The sequence below is a fragment of the Blastococcus xanthinilyticus genome (assembly GCF_008124835.1).
GTDB lineage: Bacteria > Actinomycetota > Actinomycetes > Mycobacteriales > Geodermatophilaceae > Blastococcus > Blastococcus xanthinilyticus.
This window is the reverse complement of sequence record NZ_VNHW01000001.1, coordinates 101,931-121,603: the sequence shown is the minus strand read 5'-3', so window position 1 is coordinate 121,603 and position 19,673 is coordinate 101,931. Positions and strand designations below refer to the sequence as shown.

General features: G+C 74.5%; 21 protein-coding genes. 17 read left to right on the top strand and 4 right to left on the bottom strand.

All coding sequences use genetic code 11. The features are described from left to right. Positions 1-87 precede the first annotated feature (87 nt). Positions 88-1,908 carry a SpoIIE family protein phosphatase gene (locus tag BD833_RS00595; RefSeq protein WP_243737360.1) on the top strand — a complete coding sequence of 607 codons (1,821 nt, stop codon included), beginning with the start codon at positions 88-90 and terminating at the stop codon, positions 1,906-1,908. 58 nt (positions 1,909-1,966) lie between these two features. Beyond that, complete coding sequence (locus BD833_RS00590; protein WP_166531188.1) at positions 1,967-2,992, top strand: DNA topoisomerase IB; 1,026 nt, start codon at positions 1,967-1,969, stop codon at positions 2,990-2,992. A gap of 84 nt (positions 2,993-3,076) precedes the next feature. On the opposite strand, the gene BD833_RS00585 is transcribed toward BD833_RS00590, so the two are convergent. Both BD833_RS00585 and BD833_RS00580 read right to left on the bottom strand, forming a co-directional pair. Further along, positions 3,077-3,469: an STAS domain-containing protein gene (locus tag BD833_RS00585; protein WP_166531187.1), complete on the bottom strand. Its 393-nt coding sequence runs from the start codon at positions 3,467-3,469 to the stop codon at positions 3,077-3,079. Between the two features lie 256 nt (positions 3,470-3,725). Beyond that, positions 3,726-4,139 carry a hypothetical protein gene (locus BD833_RS00580; protein WP_166531186.1) on the bottom strand — a complete coding sequence of 138 codons (414 nt, stop codon included), beginning with the start codon at positions 4,137-4,139 and terminating at the stop codon, positions 3,726-3,728. 208 nt (positions 4,140-4,347) lie between these two features. Between BD833_RS00580 and BD833_RS00575 the strand changes: the two genes are divergently transcribed. The 8 genes from BD833_RS00575 to BD833_RS00540 all read left to right on the top strand — a co-directional run bounded on the left by BD833_RS00575 (position 4,348) and on the right by BD833_RS00540 (position 13,134). Further along, complete coding sequence (locus tag BD833_RS00575) at positions 4,348-4,923, top strand: DUF1360 domain-containing protein (protein ID WP_166531185.1); 576 nt, start codon at positions 4,348-4,350, stop codon at positions 4,921-4,923. Positions 4,924-5,059: 136 nt separating this feature from the next. Further along, the gene (gene ku / locus BD833_RS00570) at positions 5,060-6,124 is read left to right on the top strand and encodes a non-homologous end joining protein Ku (RefSeq protein ID WP_166531184.1); all 1,065 of its coding nucleotides are present in this window, start codon (positions 5,060-5,062) and stop codon (positions 6,122-6,124) included. 1 nt (position 6,125) lies between these two features. Next, the gene (gene ligD, locus BD833_RS00565) at positions 6,126-7,610 is read left to right on the top strand and encodes a non-homologous end-joining DNA ligase (RefSeq protein ID WP_166531183.1); all 1,485 of its coding nucleotides are present in this window, start codon (positions 6,126-6,128) and stop codon (positions 7,608-7,610) included. A 52-nt stretch (positions 7,611-7,662) separates the two neighbouring features. After that, positions 7,663-8,595, top strand: coding sequence for a non-homologous end-joining DNA ligase (gene ligD, locus BD833_RS00560; RefSeq protein ID WP_166531182.1), 933 nt, complete (start codon positions 7,663-7,665; stop codon positions 8,593-8,595). A gap of 98 nt (positions 8,596-8,693) precedes the next feature. After that, positions 8,694-9,335, top strand: coding sequence for a DUF6518 family protein (locus BD833_RS00555; RefSeq protein WP_166531181.1), 642 nt, complete (start codon positions 8,694-8,696; stop codon positions 9,333-9,335). Positions 9,336-9,477: 142 nt separating this feature from the next. Next, positions 9,478-9,972: a Fur family transcriptional regulator gene (locus BD833_RS00550; protein ID WP_166531180.1), complete on the top strand. Its 495-nt coding sequence runs from the start codon at positions 9,478-9,480 to the stop codon at positions 9,970-9,972. Continuing rightward, on the top strand, positions 9,969-11,627 hold the full coding sequence (locus BD833_RS00545) for a catalase (protein WP_166531179.1): 1,659 nt from the start codon (positions 9,969-9,971) through the stop codon (positions 11,625-11,627). Before BD833_RS00550 ends, BD833_RS00545 begins: the two co-directional genes overlap by 4 nt. A gap of 187 nt (positions 11,628-11,814) precedes the next feature. Further along, on the top strand, positions 11,815-13,134 hold the full coding sequence (locus BD833_RS00540) for an MFS transporter (RefSeq protein ID WP_166531178.1): 1,320 nt from the start codon (positions 11,815-11,817) through the stop codon (positions 13,132-13,134). Between the two features lie 75 nt (positions 13,135-13,209). Here BD833_RS00540 and BD833_RS00535 read toward each other — a convergent pair whose 3' ends face one another. Then, positions 13,210-14,163: a proteasome assembly chaperone family protein gene (locus BD833_RS00535; RefSeq protein WP_166531177.1), complete on the bottom strand. Its 954-nt coding sequence runs from the start codon at positions 14,161-14,163 to the stop codon at positions 13,210-13,212. Between the two features lie 114 nt (positions 14,164-14,277). After that, entirely contained in the window at positions 14,278-15,597 is a 1,320-nt protein-coding gene (locus tag BD833_RS00530; RefSeq protein WP_166531176.1) for an AI-2E family transporter, read from the bottom strand. A 76-nt stretch (positions 15,598-15,673) separates the two neighbouring features. On the opposite strand from BD833_RS00530, the gene BD833_RS00525 reads away from it, so the two are divergent. From BD833_RS00525 to BD833_RS00495, 7 genes are all read left to right on the top strand, one after another. Beyond that, positions 15,674-16,141: a PPOX class F420-dependent oxidoreductase gene (locus tag BD833_RS00525; protein ID WP_166531175.1), complete on the top strand. Its 468-nt coding sequence runs from the start codon at positions 15,674-15,676 to the stop codon at positions 16,139-16,141. Positions 16,142-16,179: 38 nt separating this feature from the next. Beyond that, entirely contained in the window at positions 16,180-16,767 is a 588-nt protein-coding gene (locus tag BD833_RS00520; protein ID WP_166531174.1) for a hypothetical protein, read from the top strand. Beyond that, positions 16,764-17,282 (top strand): hypothetical protein, encoded by a 519-nt coding sequence (locus BD833_RS00515; RefSeq protein ID WP_166531173.1) that lies wholly within the window; start codon positions 16,764-16,766, stop codon positions 17,280-17,282. The genes BD833_RS00520 and BD833_RS00515 overlap by 4 nt, the downstream gene beginning before the upstream one ends. Positions 17,283-17,353: 71 nt before the next feature. Beyond that, positions 17,354-17,899 (top strand): hypothetical protein, encoded by a 546-nt coding sequence (locus tag BD833_RS00510; protein ID WP_166531172.1) that lies wholly within the window; start codon positions 17,354-17,356, stop codon positions 17,897-17,899. 66 nt (positions 17,900-17,965) lie between these two features. Next, positions 17,966-18,667, top strand: coding sequence for a dienelactone hydrolase family protein (locus BD833_RS00505; protein ID WP_243737359.1), 702 nt, complete (start codon positions 17,966-17,968; stop codon positions 18,665-18,667). Beyond that, the gene (locus BD833_RS00500) at positions 18,664-19,164 is read left to right on the top strand and encodes a GNAT family N-acetyltransferase (RefSeq protein ID WP_166531170.1); all 501 of its coding nucleotides are present in this window, start codon (positions 18,664-18,666) and stop codon (positions 19,162-19,164) included. The genes BD833_RS00505 and BD833_RS00500 overlap by 4 nt, the downstream gene beginning before the upstream one ends. A 102-nt stretch (positions 19,165-19,266) precedes the next feature. Next, entirely contained in the window at positions 19,267-19,665 is a 399-nt protein-coding gene (locus tag BD833_RS00495) for an ankyrin repeat domain-containing protein (protein ID WP_166531169.1), read from the top strand. Positions 19,666-19,673 lie beyond the last annotated feature (8 nt).

Sequence of the window (19,673 nt, the reverse complement as noted above, 5' to 3'; positions counted from 1 at the left end):
GGCTGGGAAAACGTGGCTTCCGACACGGAAACCGCAGCCCAGGGGCCCGGTTGCCGAGACCCTGGGGCTGAGGTTCCCTGGCCAGGGATGAGCGCCAGTTCCGGCAGTCTGCCACCCACCTCCGGCGGAACCCTCGACGAGGGCTCCGCCGTCCTGCTCGCCGCGCTCGAGAACGCCCCTGACGCCGTCTTCTGCCTGGCGGCCGACGCGGGAGAGCCGTTCTGGGCCAACGCCGCCGCCCGGGAGCTCGACCGGTCGCGGAACGGGCTGCCGGAGATCTCCGGTCGACCGGTCGCGGACCTGGTCGACACGGCCGTCCGCAGCGGTCAGGTCGAGACCGTGCACGGCGCCCTCGGCCCCAGCGGGCCGATGACCACGGCGACCGCACGCCCGATGGAGGTGGCCGGTCGCGCCGGGGCGCTCGTCGTCGTGGAGGCGCTGGCCACCGACGACGTGCACCGGGCGCAGCAGGCGCTGCTGCCGCCGACCCTGCCGATGCTGCCCGACGTCGGGCTGTCCGGCAGCTACCACCAGGCCACCGATGTCGCCGCCGCCGGGGGCGACTGGTACGACGCCGTGCCGCTGGGGAAGGGTCGGGTGGCGCTGGTGGTGGGCGACGCGGTCGGCCACGGGGTGCCCGCCGTGGGCGCCATGAGCCGGCTGCGCGGCGCCATGCGCTCCTCGCTGCTGCGCGACCCCGAGCCGGCGGCGGTGGTGGCCGCGCTGGACGCCTTCGCCGCCCAGATGGAGGACGTGGAGGGCACCTCGGTGTTCTACGGCGTCCTGGACGCCGCCTCCGGTTTGCTGGTGTACAGCGCGGCCGGGCACCCGGCGCCCCTGGTGGTGCAGCCCGACGGCAGCACGGCCTTCCTGGAGGTGACCCCTCGCCCGCCGCTGGGGAGCCTGCCGGGTGCGCCGGCGCCGGTGCACGAGCACGTGCTGCCCCACGGGGCGACGCTGGTGCTCTTCTCCAACGGCGCCTTCGCCGACACCGACGTCGCGCCGGTGGAGGCGCTCGGGCGGCTCGGCGAGGTCGCCTGCGCCGTGCTCGACGGCCGGGAGGCACCGGACGCGGAGACCGACGCGGGGCTGGCCGGCGCGATCGCCGAGGGGGTGCGGCGCCCGCACGGCTGGCTGGACGACGTCGCCGTGCTGGTCGCCCACCGCCGCGCCAGCACCCCCGAGGCGCTCCGCATGGACCTGGTGGCGACGCCCGCGGCGCTGCCGGGGGTGCGCCGCCGGCTCAACGGCTGGCTCTCCGCCCTCGGCATGGGGGAGCAGGACCGGGTCGGGGTCATGGTCGCGGTCGGAGAGGCGTGCGCGAACGCCGCCGAGCACGCCTACCGGGGAGCCGAGCCGGGGCCGATGTCGGTGAGCGCGCAGGTCGACGTCGACGGCGTGCTGACCGTGACCGTCCGCGACGAGGGCACCTGGCGCCCGCCGGACCGGGATCCCGGTGACCGGGGGCGCGGCCTGCTGATCATGCGGCAGCTCGTCGACGGCGTGACCCTGGAGGAGGACTCGGGCACCACGGTCACGCTGAGCTTCCGGCTGCGGCGCACGCCGGACGAGGAGCTCGAGCAGCCGCGGCTGCCCGACAACACCGAGGTCGTGGTCGACCGGGAGGGGGAGCGGCCGGTCGTGCGGGTCACCGGCGCGGTGGACGCCGTCGCCGCCGAGCAGCTCCGCATCCGCATGCTGGAGGCCAGCCACGGCGGTGCCACCAGGATGGAGGTCGACCTCGCGGGGGTGACCCTCTTCAGCAGCGCCGCCGTCCGGGTGGTCCTCGCGATGGCGCGGATCGCGCGGGACGAGTCCTGGCGGCTGGTGGTGCGCGCCCCCGCGGGCGGGGTCACCCGGCACGTGCTGGAGATCAGCGGCCTGGACGGGCTGGTCGAGCTCCGCTGAGGTGTGACGCACCGTCCGCGCGCGTTTGCGGAGCGGTCGGAGTGCACACCCACCGCCCGTGAGACTGCGGCGCAGCGACGTGCACGGCCCCGGCTACCGACGGCGTCGGGCAGGACGCGGGTTCGCCTACTACGACACCGACGGCACCCTGATCCGGGACGACCGCGTCGACCGGATCCGGGAGCTGGCCATCCCCCCGGCCTGGAAGGACGTGTGGATCTGCCCGTGGCCCAACGGCCACATCCAGGCCACCGGGATCGACGCGGCCGGCCGGCGCCAGTACCGGTACCACGAGGCCTGGCGGGCCCGCCGCGACGCCGAGAAGCACGAGCGGGTGCTGGAGATCGCCCGGCAGCTGCCCGACGTCCGTGACGCGGTCTCGGCCGGCCTGCGCACCCGCGGCCTGAACCGGGACCGGGTGCTGGCCACCGCCATCCGGCTCCTGGACCTCGGTGCCTTCCGCATCGGCAGCGAGCAGTACGAGGAGGAGAACGGCACCTACGGCCTGGCCACCCTCAAGCGGTCGCACGTGTCGGTGCGCGGTGAGCGGACCTTCTTCTCCTACACGGCGAAGGGGGGCATCGAGCGGGAGGTCGAGATCACCGACCGACCGACGGCGACCGTCGTCCGCCAGCTGCTGGAGCGCCCGGCCGGCGCCGGGGAGGACCTGCTGGCCTACCAGACCGAGGACGGCGAGTGGCGGGACGTGACCAGCGCCGAGGTCAACGCGTACCTCAAGGAGATCAGCGGCGCGGAGATCACCGCGAAGGATTTCCGCACCTGGACGGCGACCGTGCTGATGGCGGCCGCGCTGGCCGAGGCGTCCCCGCCCGCCACGAAGACCGCGCGGAAGCGGACGGTCAGCGCCGCCTACCAGCGGGTGAGCGAACAGCTGGGGAACACCCCGGCGGTGTGCAAGGCCAGCTACGTCGACCCGCGGGTGGTCGACCGCTTCGAGCACGGGGAGACCGTGGCGCCCGCGCTCCGGGCCGCCGCCGACGAGGCGCTGTCCTCCGGTGGGGTGGCCGACCGGGACACGCAGAAGGTGCTGGAGCAGGCGGTCTGCCAGCTGCTGTCGGCCTGAGGCCGGCCGCCCCCGTGCTCGCCGCGGGGGCCGGACGCAGAAGGGCCCCGCCGGAGATCCGGCGGGGCCCTTCGGTGCGGACGCTCAGCGGGCGTCGGCGATGGTGAACAGGTCGATCAGCCCGGTGACCTCCAGCGGCCGGGTGACGGCCCGGGTCGTGGCGATCAGCCGCAGCGCGACCTCGCGGCTGCGGGCGGACTTCTGGGTCTCGACGAGCACCGCCAGGCCGGCGGAGCCCAGGAACTGGACACCGGAGAGGTCGATCACGAGCTCACGCGGCTGCTGCTCCAGCTGGCTGTCCAGCGTCGAACGGAGCACGGGGGCGGTGAAGGTGTCCACCTCGCCGACGACCGTGACCGTGACCGCGCCGTCCTCGCCGGTGGTGGTCGAGAGCGTGATCACGTCGTCGAAGGGGGCCTCGGTGCCCTCGGTCGACACGTCGGGCTGCCCCTCGGCGGGCAGGTCGGAAGTGGTCACGGACAGTGGCTCCTCTCGGCGGCACCGGACGGCGGGCCGCCCGGACAATCTACCGCTCGGGCGTTCGGGGGACTGTGCGCCCCCGTACCGCCGGTGGTCGAACGTGGTGCGCGTCGGACCTAGGCCCGGCGCGGTGCGGCTGACTGCTGAACCGCTGACCCAACGTAGACAACCGACCGCGCACGCGCCAACCCACCCCCGAGGAACACCGGTGCGGGTGTCCCCCGGGGGTGGGCGGAGAGGAGAGAGCCGGCGGTCAGCCGTCGGTGATGTGGACGGCGCCTTCCTCGGGGCCCTCGCCGCCGACCGGGGCGTCGGCGGTGGCCTCGACGTCGTCGGCGGTGCGGTTCGTGCCGGAGTCGCTGTCCGGCGTCGTGGAGGTGTCCTGCTCGAGCTGCGCGTCGGCCCGCTGCGGGTCCTCGGCGGCGCGGATCCCGGGGTCGTCGTCGGGGCCCTCGCGGTCGAGGCGGCCGGACAGGGACTCGCCCTCGGACTGCTCGAACGCCGTGGTGCCGAAGTCGACGCTGGCGCCGGGACGCTCACCGGGCATCGGCTCGAACTGGGGGTCCTCGGCCCGCTCCATGGTGGGCGAGTCGTCCTGCGACACCTCGGGGATGCCGTCGTCCTCGGGGAAGATGTCGCGCGCGGTCTGGCCCTCGGGCTGCGTCATGGGGTCCTCCGTCTCTGCGCGGCGGGCGCGCGTCGTGCTGCAGGTGTCCGGCCTGGTGGCGTGCGGCGCCGGGCACCGGGGCCGGTCGGACGACCGGCGTCGGACCTCCGCCCTACCCGGGCCCCGTCCCGCCATGCGCCGGTGTGCGCCGGCGCACTGCCTGCGGCGCCGCGGCATGGCCGCGGCCCGGCGGGGTAGCCGGGGGGGCATGGCCATCACAGACCAGGCGCAACGGGTCGGAGCACCCCTCTTCCGGTGGGCGCGGACCCAGAAGCGCGAGTACGCCCAGGGCGAGGCCCGGCCGCTGGGCGGGGACCTGGGCGCGATGGGCGTCTACTCGAGCCTGGTGGCGGCGGGCGCCGTGGCGGTGCGCGCGTCGGGCCGCCAGCTGCCCGAGCGGATCCCCCTCGGGGACGCCGCGCTGCTCACGATCGCCACCTTCCGGCTGGCCCGGCGGCTGGCGAAGGACCCGGTGACCGCGCCGCTGCGGGCGCCGTTCACCTCCTTCCAGGGCCCCTCCGGCCACGCGGAGGTCGCCGAGGAGGTGCGCGAGCACGGCGGGGTGAAGCACGCCGTCGGCGAGCTGCTCACCTGCCCGTTCTGCCTGGCGCAGTGGGTGGGGACGGCGTTCGTCTTCGGTTACGTCTCCGCACCCCGGGCCACCCGGCTGGCGGCGCTGACGATGACCACGGTCGCCGGCTCCGACGTCCTCCAGTTCGTCTACGACGCGATCCAGAACGGCGCGCTCGCGCCGGGGGAGGAGCAGGAGCCGGAGCAGGCCTGACCGCCGGGGGCGCGTCCGCTGTCGCTCGTCGGGGGGAGCGGGCGCGTCACCGGACGTGCCGCGGGGCACGATCCGGCCCTATTCTGCGATCTTGGCCCGGGTGTCCCCGGGGATCCGGGGGCGAGGGAGGGGCGGCATGCGATCGATCTGGCGCGGCGCCGTGTCGTTCGGCCTGGTGAGCATCGGCGTCAAGCTCTACTCCGCCACCGAGGACAAGGACATCCGCTTCCACCAGGTGCACGCCGTCGACGGCGGCCGGGTGAAGTACAAGCGCGTCTGCTCCATCGACGGCGAAGAGGTCGAGTACTCCGACATCGCCAAGGGCTACGAGCTGCCCAGCGGCGAGGTCGTCATCCTCACCGACGAGGACTTCGAGGAGCTGCCGCTCACCACGCGCCGCGAGATCGAGGTCCTCGAGTTCGTCGCGCAGGACGAGATCGACCCGATCATGTTCGAGAAGACCTACTACCTGGAGCCCGACGGCCCGGCCGCGCGCCCCTACGTGCTGCTGCGCGACGCCCTCGAGAACGCCGGTCAGGTGGCGATCACCAAGATCGCGATCCGCCAGCGCGAGTCGCTGGCCGCGCTCCGGGTGCGCGACGGCGTCCTGGTGCTGCACACGATGCGCTGGCCCGACGAGATCCGCCGCCCGGACTTCGCCTTCCTCGACGAGGACATCTCGGTCCGGCCGCAGGAGCTGAAGATGGCCGAGGCGCTGATCGGCTCCATGACCGCGGAGTTCGACGCCTCCGAGTTCACCGACGACTACCGCGAGGCCATGACCGCCCTGGTCGAGGCCAAGGCCAGCGGCGGCGAGGTCGCCCAGCCCGCGGAGGCCCCGGCCGACGACGGCGCCGCCGTGGTCGACCTGATGAGCGCGCTGCGGCGCAGCGTCGAGCGGGCCCGGGGCGGCGGGGCGGCCGACGACACCACGGCCGACGACACCACGGCCGACGACACCACGGCCGACGACACCACGGCCGGCGACGCCGCCGACTCGGCCCCGGAGGCGAAGGCTCCGGCGAAGCGGGCGCCGGCGAAGAAGGCGGCCGCCGACGCCCCGGCGAAGAAGACGCCGGCGAAGAAGGCCACCGCGGCCAGGACCGCGCCGGCGAAGACCGCCGCGAAGAAGACGACGGCGGCGAAGAAGACCGCGAGCGCCGACAAGCCGCCGGCCAAGCGCGCCCGCCGCAGCGCCTGACGTGCCCGCCCGCCCCGGCGGCCGGCGCCCGGACCCACCCGCGGATCCGCTGGCCGACTACCGCGCCAAGCGGGACCCGGCCCGCACGGCCGAGCCGGTCCCGCCCGCGGGACAGCCGCTGCCGGCGGGGCAGGACGACACGTTCGTCGTCCAGGAGCACCACACGCCCCGTGGCCGGACCGGGGAGCGGGTGCACTGGGACCTGCGCCTGGAGCGCGACGGCGTCCTGAAGAGCTGGGCGGTCCCCAAGGGGCCGCCGCTGGAGCCGGGCACCAACCGGCTCGCCGTCCCCACCGAGGACCACCCGCTGGAGTACGCCTCCTTCAGCGGCACCATCTCCGCGGGCGAGTACGGCGGCGGCGAGGTCACCATCTGGGACGCCGGCCGCTACGCCACCGAGAAGTGGGACGACCGGCACGTCATCGTGACCTTCGACGGCGACCGGCTCACCGGTCGCTACGCGCTGTTCCCGCTCGCAGACGGGACCTGGAACGTGCGGAAGCTGGACTCGACCCCGCCGCCGGAGCCGCCCCCGGCGCCGCTGCCGATGCTGGCCACCGCGGGGCAGCTGCCCGCGGCGGCGGAGGACGCCGCCTGGGGGTACGAGTTCAAGTGGGACGGCGTGCGCGCGGTCGCCACCGTGCGGGCCGGCCGGCCGACGCTGTCCTCCCGCAAGGGCACCGACATCACCGTGCGCTACCCGGAGGTGGCGCGGTTGCCCGGCGCGCTGGCCGGGCGCGACGTCGTCGTCGACGGCGAGATCGTGCTGATGGACGCCGCCGGCCGCCCGGACTTCGGGGCACTGCAGAACCGGATGCACCGCACCGGGCCGGAGGTGCCGCGGATGGCGGCGGCCGCGCCGGTCTCCTACCTGGTGTTCGACCTCCTGGGGCTGGAGGGCGAGGACCTGCGGGCCCGGCCCTACGCCGAGCGGCGGGAGCTGCTCGACGAGCTGGCCCCGGCCGGGCACCGGTGGGTGCTGACGCCGTGGTTCCGGGGCGGTGGCGCCGGGGTGCAGGCGGCGAGCGAGGAGAACGGGCTGGAGGGCGTCGTCGCGAAGCGGCTGGACTCGCCGTACCGCGAGGGCGTGCGCAGCCCCGACTGGCGCAAGGTCAAGAACTTCTTCACGCAGGCGGTCGTCGTCGGCGGCTGGCGGCCGGGCCAGGGCCGGCGGTCGGGGACCATCGGCTCGCTGCTGGTCGGCGTGCCCGACGACGAAGGGCGGCTGGTCTACGTCGGCCACGTCGGCACCGGCTTCACGGACGCGGACCTGCGGCACCTGCAGCGGACGATGACCCCGCGGCGGACGGCGCCGTTCGACGGCGCCCTGCCGCGCGAGGTGACCCGCGACGCGCAGTGGGTCGAGCCCGACCTCGTCGGAGAGGTCGCCTACGCCGTGTGGACGGCGGAGGGGCGGCTGCGGCACCCGTCCTGGCGCGGGGTCCGGGACGACGTCGAACCCGACGACGTGGTGCGCGAACCGTGAGCGACGTGAGCGGCTCCGCGATCGGCCGGCTCCGCCGGCGCGGGAGCGAGCGATGAGTCCGGCCAGGCAGCGGGTGGAGATCGCCGGACGGCAGCTGTCGGTGTCGAACCTGGAGAAGGTGCTGTTCCCGGAGGTGTCGTTCACCAAGGCCCAGGTGATCGACTACTATGTGCGGATCGCGCCGGTGCTGCTGCCGCACCTGGCCGGCCGGCCGGTCACCTTCACCCGGTGGCCCGACGGGGTGGAGGGGCAGGCCTTCTTCGAGAAGAACAGCGCCCGGCACGCGCCCGAGTGGGTGCGCCGGGTGACGCTGCCCAGCCCGGGCAGCTCGACCGGCCGGGAGACCCTCGACATGGTGCTGCTGGAGGACGTCGCGGACCTGGCGTGGGCGGCCAACCTGGCGGCGCTGGAGCTGCACGTGCCGCAGTGGCAGGTGGACGACGAGGGCGTGACGCGGCTGCCCGACCTGCTGGTGCTGGACCTGGACCCGGGACCCGACACCGGGATCGCCGAGTGCTGCGCGGTGGCCGAGCGGCTGGGCGTGCGCCTCGAGGCGGACGGGCTGGACCCCGTGGTGAAGACGTCGGGCTCCAAGGGCATGCAGGTGTACGCGCCGATCGAGCCGCCGGCCGACCGCGAGCACCCCAGCCGGTACGCGAAGCAGCTGGCGCAGGAGCTCTCCGCCGAGACCCCGGACGACGTCGTCTGGCGGATGGAGAAGGCGCTGCGGCCGGGCAAGGTGCTCATCGACTGGAGCCAGAACAACCCCGCCAAGACGACGGTGGCGCCGTACTCGCTGCGGGCGCGGGCCGGCGCGACGGTGTCCACGCCGATCGGCTGGGACGAGGTCGACGCCGTCCGGGACGGGTCGCTGGACCCGGCGGCGCTGCGCTTCACCACCGAGGACGTGCTGGCGCGGGTCGAGGAGTACGGGGACCTGTTCGACGTCGCCGGCGCCCGGCGGGCCGCGCTGCCGGAGGTCTGAGGCGAGCCAGAGCGGCATCGATGGTCCACCTCCGGTCGCAGGCGAGGATCCGACTCCGGTCCGATGACGGGGGCGCTCGGCCCGGCGAGGCTGGAGCCATGACCATCGCCGTCGTGCCCGACTCCGGGATCCGCCGCCCTCGTCCCGCGCCGTCGTGGCTGATCGCGCTGGTCGTCTCTGTCCTCGGCGTCGGCGGGGGAGCGCTGACCGAGCACCTGCAGGGCGTGCTCGACGACCCGTGGGCGATGTGGGCCAACTCGGTCGCCGCGTGGTGCGTCCCGGCGTTCGCCGCGGGTGCGATGGCGGTGCGCCTGCCGGTGGCGGTGGTCGCCGGCATCGTGACCGAGCTGTTGCTCGTCACCTCCTACTACGTCACCCAGTCGGCGCAGGGCGTGCCGCACGCGACCTCGACCGCCGTCGGCTGGCTGGTCGCGGGCGTGGTGGCCGGCGTGGTCTTCGGCGTCGCCGGTGCGTGGTGGCGCACCGGGGATGCCCGGCGCGGCACGCTCAGCGTCGCGCTCCTGGCCGGCGTGCTGGTCAGCGAGGGGCTGGTGCGCGCCGTCCGCTTCCCCTGGCAGGGCTCGTCAGGGGTGATCATGGCGGCCGCCGGGGTTGTCATCGCCCTCCTGCTGGGGCGGTCGTGGCGGCAGCGCGCAGCCGTCCTGGGGCTGCTCGTCGTGATCGTGCCGCTGGGCCTGCTCGGGATGGAACTCGTGGACCGGGCGTTCGCCGCCTTCTGACCGGCCCCGCCGTCGTGGCCGGACACGTCGCCGGACACGTCGCCTGACACCTCGCGCTTCGGCGGTGACAGCCCGTTGTTCCTCACCCGTTCAGCGTGTCTTTTCTTGACTATGTCAAAAGAAGACGGTTGGGTGGAACCCGATGGAGACGACGACGTGGGCGCAGCAGCTGCGCGAGGCAGGGCTGCGCGTGACGCGACCCCGGCTCTCCGTGCTGAGCGTGCTGGCCGACCATCCCCACGCCGACGCGGACAGCATCGTCACCGGCGCGCGGCAGCTGCACCCCTCGCTGTCCCCCCAGGCGGTCTACGGGGTGCTCAAGGCGTTCGTCGCCGCGGGCATCGCCCGCCGGATCGAGCCCGCCGGGGCGCCCGCGCTCTTCGAGCTGCGGGTGGGCGACAACCACCACCACCTGGTCTGCCGCTCGTGCGGCGCGGTCGCCGATGTCGACTGCGCCGTGGGTGCGGCCCCCTGTCTGAGCCCCTCGGACACCGCCGGCTTCGTCGTCGACGAGGCCGAGGTCGTCTTCTGGGGGCTCTGTGCCACCTGTCGGAGCCGCGGCCGGGAGGTCGCGGCACGCACCGACGCCATGCAGGTCGAACAACAGCACCACATCCGAGGAGGAGCAGGAGCATGACCGACGTCGCATCGCAGGGCACGGCGCCCAGCCAGGCCGGCAAGCCGGTCCTGACCAACCGTCAGGGCCACCCGGTCTACGACAACCAGAACCAGCGGACGGTGGGCGCCCGTGGCCCCGCCACCCTGGAGAACTACCAGTTCCTCGAGAAGATCAGCCACTTCGACCGCGAGCGCATCCCCGAGCGCGTGGTGCACGCCCGCGGCGTGACCGCCTACGGCTACTTCGAGGCCGACGGCACCGTCGGTGACGAGCCCGTCTCGAAGTACACCCGCGCCGCGCTGTTCCAGGAGAAGGGCAAGCGCACCGACGTCGCGCTGCGCTTCTCGACCGTCGCCGGTGGCCGGGACTCCTCGGAGATGGCCCGCGACCCGCGCGGCTTCGCCGTGAAGTTCTACACCGAGGAGGGCAACTGGGACCTCGTCGGCAACAACCTGGGCGTCTTCTTCATCCGGGATGCGATCAAGTTCCCCGACTTCATCCACTCGCAGAAGCCGGACCCGGTCACCTTCGAGGCCAGCGTCGCCGAGCGCGCGTTCGACTTCTTCAGCCAGACCCCCGAGGCCCTGCACATGGTCTCCCTGGTCTTCAGCCCCCGCGGCCTGCCGGCCAGCTACCGGACCATGCAGGGCTTCGGCGTGAATACCTACAAGTGGGTCAACGCCCAGGGCGAGACCGTCCTGGTCAAGTACCACTGGCTGCCCAAGCAGGGCGTGAAGTCCTACACCGCCGAGGACGGCGCCAAGGTGCAGGCGCAGACCCTCGGGGCGCACACCAAGGACCTCTACGACTCGATCGCGAACGGCGACTTCCCGTCGTGGGACCTGCACGTGCAGCTCATGAGCGACGACGAGCACCCCGAGCTCGACTTCGACCCGCTGGACGACACCAAGGTGTGGCCGGAGGAGGTCTTCCCGCTCCGCAAGGTCGGGACGATGACCCTGGACCGCATGCCCGAGGACTTCTTCTCGGAGAACGAGCAGATCTCCTTCGGCACCGGCGTGCTCGTCGACGGCCTGGACTTCTCCGACGACAAGATGCTGGTCGGCCGGACGTTCTCCTACTCCGACACCCAGCGCTACCGGGTGGGCCCGAACTACCTGCAGCTGCCGGTGAACCGCCCGAAGGTGGACGTCCGGACCAACCAGCAGGGTGGCCAGATGTCCTACGGCCGCGACGTCGTGGGCGACAACCCGCACGTCAACTACGAGCCGTCGATCACCGGCGGCCTGCGTGAGGCCACCTACCCCACGCACGACGACCAGGGCCCGGTCATCAACGGCCGGCTCACCCGCAAGCGGATCCCGCGGACCAACGACTACAAGCAGGCCGGGGAGCGCTACCAGCTCTCCGAGCAGTGGGAGAAGGACGACCTGGTCACCAACCTGGTCGGCGCCCTCCAGCAGTGCCGCCGCGAGATCCAGGAGCGGATGGTCTGGCACTTCTTCATGTGCGACGACGAGTGGGGCCAGCGGGTCGGCGACGCCCTCGGCATCTCCGCCGACGACGTCCGTGGCCTCGAGCCGCTGCAGACCCAGACCCTGTCCGAGGAGGAGCTGCAGCGCGCCGCCAACCTCGGCAAGAACGGCCCGCGCGACGTCACGGGCCTGGTCATGACGCACTGCGTGCCGAACGAGCACGTCACCGTCGCCTGACAGCAGGCATAGCACCACGGCATAGCACCACGCGGCGGGCCGCGACCGGATCTCCGGTCGCGGCCCGCTGGCGTCGGCGGGACGCTTCCGCTGCGCGGGAGCTGCATTGGCCCGGCGGGTCCGGCGCCACCTACCGTGCGGCGCCGGCTTCCGTACGGCGATCGCGCCGACGACCCGTGAGGACGACGTGAACACTCCCTCCGCTGCCGCCCCGGCCCGCGCGGCGACCTGGGTCGCCCCGCTGTGCTGGGTGGCCGTGCTCCTCGACGGCTTCGACCTGGTCGTCGTGGGCACCGTGGTGCCCACGCTCCGGACGTCCGAGGAGTGGGCGCTCAGCGGCACCGGCGCCACCGCGGTCATCACCATCGGTCTGGTCGGCATGATGATCGGCGCGCTGGGCATCGGCACGCTCACCGACCTGGTGGGTCGTCGCAAGGCGCTGATCGGGGCGGTGGCGTCCTTCTCCGTCCTCACCCTGCTCTGCGCCTTCGCGCCCAACGCCCTGGTCTTCGGGGTGCTGCGGTTCCTGGCCGGCATCGGTCTGGGCGGCGCGCTGCCGACGGCGATCGCGATGGTCAACGAGTTCACCCGCGCCGGCCGCAGCGGCCGGGCGACGACGACGATGATGACCGGCTACCACGTGGGCGCGGTGGCGACCGCGGCCCTGGCCATCGTCGTCATCCCCGGGCTGGGCTGGCGGTGGATGTTCGTCATCGGCGCGCTGCCCGCGCTGGTCCTCGTCCCGCTGATGCTGGCCAGGCTGCCGGAATCGGCGGCCTTCCTGGTGGCCACCGGACGCCGGGCGGAGGCGGAGGACGTCGCGGCACGTCACGGGCTGGAGCTCGAGCCACCCGCCGCGGAGCCGCCGGCGACCGCCCCGACCGGCGGAGCGGCGTCGACGCTGCGGGCGCTGTTCACCGCCGGGTACCTGCGGAACACCGTCGCGCTGGGCGTGACGTCGTTCATGGGGCTGCTGCTGGTCTACGGCCTCAACAACTGGCTGCCGACGATCATGCGCGAGGCCGGGTACGACCTCGGTGACGCGCTGGCGTTCCTGCTCGTCCTCAACGTGGGCGCCGTCGTCGGCCTCCTGGTCGCGGGCAGGGTGGCCGACCGGGTCGGTGCGCGCGTCGCCGGCATGGCGTGGTTCGCCTCCGGCGCGCTGTTCCTCGCCCTGCTGTCGGTGGAGCTGCCCACGGCCGGGCTCTACGCGATGTGCTTCCTCACCGGGTGCTTCGTCTTCAGCGCCCAGGTGCTCGTGTACGCCTTCACCAGCGCGAACTACCCGCCGCAGATCCGGGCCACGGCCCTCGGCTGGTCGGCCGGGGCGGGGCGCACCGGGGCGATCGTGGGCCCGGTCCTCACCGGCGCCCTGGTCACCGCCGGCATCGCGTTCCCGTGGGGCTTCTACCTGTTCGCCGTCGTCGGGGCGCTGGGGGCGCTGGCGCTGGCGAGGACGTCGCGGACCTCGGGACCGCAGCGCGGTCAGGTGTCGTCCCCCGGCTGAGTGCCTTCCCTCGGCTGAGCCGAGCCGATCCGTCGTCCCTGCGCGGCCCTCCGGGGCGCACCCGGGACGACCCGGTCAGCCCTGGGGGCCCTTGCGGTCCTGGTCGGCGAGGAAGCGCTCGAACTCCGCGCCGATCTCCTCGGCGCTGGGCACCTCGCCGGCGCTGCCGAGCAGGTCGGATCCCTCCCGGGCGGCGGCGAACGAGTCGTACTGCTGCTCCAGCGCCGCGACGACGGCGGTGTTGTCCGACGAGCGGCCGATCTGCTCGTCGATCTCGGTCCGGTTGGCCTCGGCGGCCTCCCGGAGCGCGTCGCTGGGCAGCCGGAGCCCGGTCAGCCGCTCGAGGTGCTCGATCAGCGTGAGGGAGGCGGCCGGGTAGGTCGCCTGGGCGAGGTAGTGGGGGACGTGCGCCGCGACACCGAGGGCGTCGACGCCCGCCTCACCCATCCGCAGCTCGAGCAGCGCGGAGACGCTGCCGGGGATGCGCATCTCGCCCCAGTAGACCGGATAGGGCTCGATCAGCTGCCGCCGCGTGGCGTGCGCGGTCACGGTGACCGGGCGGGTGTGCGGAACGGGCATCGGGATGGCCTGCAGCGCGACCACGGAGGTGACCCCGAGCCGCTCGACGAGCCGGCCGACGGCGGCGACGAACCGCTCCCAGGAGTAGTCCGGCTCGGCGCCGTGCAGCATCAGGAAGGGCTCGCCGGCGTCGTCCTCCACCGCGTACAGCGCGATCTCGGGGGCGGAGAACGACTCGTAGCGGTCGCTGTTGAACGTCATGCGCGGCCGGCGGGCGCGGTAGTCGACCAGGCTGTCGGCGTCGAAGCGGGCGATCACCTCGTGCTGCAGCGCGGCGAGCAGGTGCGCGCCGGCCAGGGTGCCGGCGGAGGCGGCGTCGAAGTCGCCGGCCAGGTCGTGGACCAGCACCAGGCTGCGGCGCTGCGACGGGCCGGCGACGGCCGACTCCCGGTCGAGGAAGCGCTCGGCTGCCGGAAGCAGCTCGACGAGTTCCTCCGGTCGCTGGGGCACGGTGGTCCTCCTGGGGGGTCGGCCGGCGTGGTGCCGGGTTCGGGCCTGTGCCGTAGAGCGCCGGCGGGAGCGGCAGCATTCCCGCCGGCGGCGCCGGCCCCCGGAAGGGGCCGCTCAGCGCGCGGGCTCGCCCTGCTCCCCGTCGCCCCGCTCGCCCTCGCGCGCGCCCTCCGGGGTCGTCGCCGGCTCCCATTCCAGGTGCGCGCCGATCTCGTCCGGGGCGATCTGGGCGCGGGTGCCGTCGGGGAGGATCTCCGGGGACTTCCCGTCGAGCTGGTCCCGCGCGTAGCGGTAGGAGACGGCGATGAGGGCCGTCACCGGCACGGCGAGGAAGGCGCCGATGATGCCGGCCAGGCTGCTGCCGGCGGTGACGGCGAGGATGACCACGGCGGCGTGCAGGTTGAGCCCGCGGCCCTGCAGGATCGGCTGCAGGACGTTGCCCTCGAGCTGCTGCACGAGGATCACGATCCCCAGCACGATCAGCGCCGTGGTGATGCCGCTGTCGACGAGGGCGATCAGCACCGCGAACCCGCCGGCGACGAAGGCGCCGATGATCGGGATGAAGGCGCCGAAGAAGGTGAGCACGGCCAGCGGCAGCACCAGCGGGACGCCGAGGATCCACAGGCCCAGCCCGATGAAGAACGCGTCGACGAACCCGACGATGGCCTGCTGGCGGATGAACTCCGAGAGCGTCGACCAGGTCTTGTAGGACAGCGCGGCGACGTGCGGGGCGGCCGGCGGGCCGGTCTGCGCGGCCAGCCACGGCACCCAGCGGGTGCCGTCCTTGAGGAAGAAGAAGGTGAGGACCAGCGCCAGCACCAGGTTGATCAGCAGGCCCCCGATCGCCGTGGCGCCGGTGACGGCGTAGGCGGCGATGTTCTGCGCGTTGCCCTGGATCGAGTTGATCACCTGGTCGATCGCGCTGCCGATCTGGTCCTCGCCGAGGTTGAACGGCGGACCGGTCAGCCACTCCTGCAGCTGCTGCAGGCCGTCGCTGACGCCGGTGGCGAGCTCCTCGACCTGGCCGACGACCGGCGGGGCGATCAGCGCGATGATGCCGCCGAACGCGGCGAGGAACGTGAGCAGCACGGTGACGGCGGCCAGGGCCGAGGGCCAGCCGTGGTTGCGCAGGAACCGGGTGGGCGGCCACAGCACCGTGGTGAAGAGCAGCCCGAGGACGACCGGGAGCAGGATCACCCACAGCTTGCCCACGACGTAGCCGAGCACGATCACCGCGCCGACGACGAGCAGCAGCTCGGCCGCGGCGATGGCGACCGCCCGGCTGGCCCGCCGGAGGCGCACCCCGCGCTGGCTGCTGGGCGGGGGGGCGTGCGTGGCGGACCGGACGCCCGACCCGGGGGTCGGCTGGTCGGGCTCGACGTCGGCGGACTCGTCCGGTGGCGGGTCGGTGCGACCGGGCAAGCGGATCCTCATGCGCCGATCTCAGCACACATGCCGGGCCGGGACCGGGCACGGAACGATCATCACACCTTCGTCGTAGCGTTCGGGCATGCCGAAGATCGCCACCGCCGACCGGGTCGACCGGGATGCCCTGCTGGAGTTCCTCCGCCCCCGCCACCGGGCGGTCCTGCTCACCCGCCGCCGGGGTGGGGGCGTGCAGCTCTCGCCGGTCACCTGCGGCGTCGACACCGAGGGGCGCGTGGTGGTCTCCACCTATCCCGGCCGAGCCAAGGCGACGAACGCCCGGCGGGACGCCGCCGTGTCGATGTGCGTGCTGTCGGACGAGTGGGACGGGGCGTGGGTGCAGCTGGACGGCACCGCCGAGGTCCTCGACCTGCCCGAGGCGCTGGAACCGCTGGTCGACTACTACCGCGCGATCAGCGGGGAGCACCCCGACTGGGACGAGTACCGGGCGGCCATGGTGCGCCAGGGCAAGTCGCTGCTGCGGGTGACCGTCACCGGATGGGGGCCGGTCGCGACCGGCGGCTTCCCCGCCGACGTGGCCGACAAGCTCTGAACCTTGCTCTTGCCGGGGAAAGGTGAGAAACTTGCGGCATGCCCTTCGTGCTGACCGTCGACCAGCGTGCCAGCCGGCGCGGCCCTGACCGGGTGGCCGACGTGCTGACCGAGCTCAACGGCGAGGCCGCGACGGTGCTCGCCTTCGAGCGGACGGCCGGGGACGAGTTCCAGGGCGTCCTGGCCGGCCCGGAGGCGGTCGTCGACGTCGCGCTGCGGCTGGTCCGGCTGGGCGGGTGGAGCATCGGCATCGGGGCGGGACCGGTGCAGCACCCGCTGCCGGCCAGCACCCGTGCCGCGACCGGGCCGGCGTTCCTCGCCGCCCGCCGGGCGGTCGACGCGGCGAAGCAGCGGCCGGTGCGGCTCGCCGTCCGTGGCGCCGTGCCGCCCGACGCCGGCGACGCCCAGGCCGTGCTGAGCGCCCTGGCGGTGCTGGTGGGCCGCCGCAGCGAGCAGGCGTGGGAGGCGATCGAGCTGGTCGAGGCCGGGCGCACCCAGGCGGAGGCGGCGGCGGAGCTCGGCGTCTCCCGGCAGGCGGTGGGCCAGCGGCTGGCCGCGGCGTCCTGGGAGCTGGAGCGCGAGCTGCGGCCGACGGCGGCCCGGCTGCTCGGGCGGGCCGCCGGATGACCGTCGCGGTCCTCCTCGTCCTGGGCCTGGTGGCCCTCGCCGGGCTGTTGCTCGCCGTCCGGGGCGACCGGCCGGGCGTCGAGGTGGGGGCCGGCGCACTGGTCGGTGCGCTCGGGGTGTCGGCGGCCCTCGCCTGGCCGGCCGAGGGGACGCCCGGCCCGGTGCAGGCCGGCGCCCTCCTGGCGGTCCTCGCCGCGGTCGCCGGCGGCGGTCCGGTGGCCACCGCGGTCCTGCGCGCCGCCGACCCGGCGGCCACGGGGGTGTCCGGCGGGCCGCAGGATCCCGACATCCTGCGCGGCGGCGCCTGGATCGGCGTCCTGGAGCGGGCCGCGATCGCCGCCACGCTGCTGGTGGGCTGGCCCGAGGGGCTCGCGGTGATCCTCGCGGTCAAGGGGCTGGGCCGGTTCTCCGAGCTGCGCACCCCCGCCGCGGCCGAGCGGTTCATCGTCGGCACGCTGGCCAGCGCGCTGTGGGCCGCGGCGTGCGTCGGCGTCGCCGTTCTCCTGCGGGGGTGAGGTGCGGCGCGCGCGATGATCACCGGTGGACGACAATGTCGCCGATCCCCGTCATCGCTCCTGGAGGCCCCGTGTCCGAGTCGTCCGCCGCCGGTGCCGCCCGCAACCCCGACCTGCTGACCGTGTACTGCAACGACCACCTGGCCGCGGCCACCGGGGGCGTCGAACTGGTCGGCCGAATGCTCGGCGTCCACCGGGGCACGCCGTACGAGGGGCCGCTGGAGCAGCTGCTCGACGAGCTCCGCGAGGAGCGGGCGGCGCTGCGGACGACGCTCGGCAGCCTCGGGCTGCCGGTACGCCAGTACAAGCAGCTGGCCACCTGGGTGGCGGAGAAGCTCTCCCGCGGCAAGCTCAACGGCCGGCTGGTCAGCCGCTCACCGCTGAGCGACCTGGTGGAGTTCGAGTTCATCGCCACCGCCGTGCTGGCCAAGCGCGCCGGGTTCGAGACCCTGCGCGCCCTCGGCGAGACCGACCAGCGCATCGACACCGGGCTGTTCGAGCGGCTCATCGACCAGGCCGACCGGCAGCACCACTGGCTCTCCGAGGCCCGGCGCGACGTTGCCGCGGCCGTCTTCGGCGGGCAGGCGCAGGCCGCCAGCGACGCGGCCGACAGCTGAGCCGGGCCACCCGGCATGTGCCACGCCCACGACAGCCGCCCACCCGCCCCGCCGCGCAGTGGCGCGGTGGGGGAGCGGTCCTCCGCCACCCTGACCGCCGCTGACGGGACCGAGTTCTCGGTCGCCACCGCGCTGCCCGCCGAGGCCCCGGCCGCCGGGGTGGTCATCCTCCCCGACATCCGGGGGGTGCACCCCTACTACGTGGCCCTCGCCGAGCGGTTCGCCGAGGCCGGGCTGGCCGCGGTCGCCATCGACTGGTTCGGCCGCACGGCGGGGGTGTGCCCGGACGGGGTCCGCCCCGGAGACTTCGACTGGCAGCCGCACATCCCGCAGACGACGGCGGAGGGCATCGACGCCGACGTGGCCGCCGCCGTGGCCCACCTGCGGGACCGGGCCGGCGCCGACCTCCCGGTGGTCACCGTCGGCTTCTGCTTCGGCGGCAGCCACTCCTGGCGGCTGTCCGGCGGGCAGCTGGACCTCGCCGGGTGCGCCGGCTTCTACGGCCGGCCGGGCCTGGTCGGCGACGCGGCCGACCGCGCCGCGCTGCCGACGGTGATGCTGATCGCCGGCGCGGACACCGCCACGCCGGTCGACGACCAGCTCGCCCTCGCCGGGCGGATGCGGACCGCGGGCGCCGAGGTGGACGCGGTCGTCTACGACGGTGCCCCGCACTCCTTCTTCGACCGGTCCTACGGCGAGTGGGCCGACGCCTGCCAGGACGCGTGGGAGCACGTGCTCGCGCTGACCGACCGCGTCGCCCGCGGATGACCGGAGCGCCCGGGCCGCGGCCGCCGGAGTGGGGCCCGCTGCCCGGGCACCGGGCGGCCCTGCGGCCGGCCACCGCCGCCGACCTCCCGGCCCTGGTCGAGCTCCTGGTCGACGACCCGCTCGGGCGGCACCGCGAGTCGACTGCGGACCTCGCGCCCTACCGCTCGGCGTTCGAGCGGATCGACGCCGATCCGGCCCACCTGCTGGTGGTGGCCGCGGACGGCCCGGACGTGGTGGGCACCCTCCAGCTGTCGTTCCTCCCCGGACTCGCCCGGGGCGGCGCGCTGCGCGGGCAGGTGGAGGCCGTCCGGGTCCGCGCCGACCGGCGGGGGCAGGGCCTGGGTGGCGCCATGCTCCGCTGGGTGATCGAGGAGTGCCGCCGCCAGGGCGCCACGCTGGTGCAGCTGACCAGCGACCGGAGCCGCGCGGAGGCGCACCGGTTCTACGCCGGCCTCGGGTTCACCGCTTCGCACACCGGCTTCAAGCTGTGGCTGTGAGCCAGCCGTCGGACCGCCCGCGGCAGCCCGCCGTGCGCGCCGCCGCGCAACCCGGACCGAGGTCCCCGGCCGGGACGGCGCGGGTCTCCTAGGCTGGGCGGCGTGAGCGGCCAGCCGATCGATCCCGGAGTCGTCGAACTCGCCGGGCGGGTCTTCGACCTCGCGCGCGGCGGGCACACCGAGGAGCTCACCGCCTACGTCGACGCCGGCGTCCCGGTGAACCTCACCAACGACAAGGGCGACACCCTGCTGATCCTCGCCGCCTACCACGGGCATGCCGACACCGTCGCCGCGCTGCTCGAGCGGGACGCCGACCACGGCCGGGCGAACGACCGCGGGCAGACCGCCCTGGCGTCGGCGGTCTTCCGGCAGGCGACCGACACGGTGCGGCGGCTGCTCGACGGCGGTGCGGACCCCGACGCGGGGAGTCCCAGCGCCCGGGCGACCGCGGTGTTCTTCGAGCTGCCCGCCATGGCCGAGCTGCTGGACGCCCGCGGCTGACCGGGCGC

Bases quoted from the DNA above. Each gene is read 5' to 3' on its own strand.
- BD833_RS00595 (WP_243737360.1), top strand. From the start codon at position 88: ATGAGCGCCAGTTCCGGCAGTCTGCCACCCACCTCCGGCGGAACCCTC.
- BD833_RS00580 (WP_166531186.1), bottom strand. From the start codon at position 4,139: ATGACGCAGCCCGAGGGCCAGACCGCGCGCGACATCTTCCCCGAGGAC.
- BD833_RS00575 (WP_166531185.1), top strand. From the start codon at position 4,348: ATGGCCATCACAGACCAGGCGCAACGGGTCGGAGCACCCCTCTTCCGG.
- ku (WP_166531184.1), top strand. From the start codon at position 5,060: ATGCGATCGATCTGGCGCGGCGCCGTGTCGTTCGGCCTGGTGAGCATC.
- ligD (WP_166531182.1), top strand. From the start codon at position 7,663: ATGAGTCCGGCCAGGCAGCGGGTGGAGATCGCCGGACGGCAGCTGTCG.
- BD833_RS00555 (WP_166531181.1), top strand. From the start codon at position 8,694: ATGACCATCGCCGTCGTGCCCGACTCCGGGATCCGCCGCCCTCGTCCC.
- BD833_RS00550 (WP_166531180.1), top strand. From the start codon at position 9,478: ATGGAGACGACGACGTGGGCGCAGCAGCTGCGCGAGGCAGGGCTGCGC.
- BD833_RS00545 (WP_166531179.1), top strand. From the start codon at position 9,969: ATGACCGACGTCGCATCGCAGGGCACGGCGCCCAGCCAGGCCGGCAAG.
- BD833_RS00530 (WP_166531176.1), bottom strand. From the start codon at position 15,597: ATGAGGATCCGCTTGCCCGGTCGCACCGACCCGCCACCGGACGAGTCC.
- BD833_RS00525 (WP_166531175.1), top strand. From the start codon at position 15,674: ATGCCGAAGATCGCCACCGCCGACCGGGTCGACCGGGATGCCCTGCTG.
- BD833_RS00520 (WP_166531174.1), top strand. From the start codon at position 16,180: ATGCCCTTCGTGCTGACCGTCGACCAGCGTGCCAGCCGGCGCGGCCCT.
- BD833_RS00515 (WP_166531173.1), top strand. From the start codon at position 16,764: ATGACCGTCGCGGTCCTCCTCGTCCTGGGCCTGGTGGCCCTCGCCGGG.
- BD833_RS00500 (WP_166531170.1), top strand. From the start codon at position 18,664: ATGACCGGAGCGCCCGGGCCGCGGCCGCCGGAGTGGGGCCCGCTGCCC.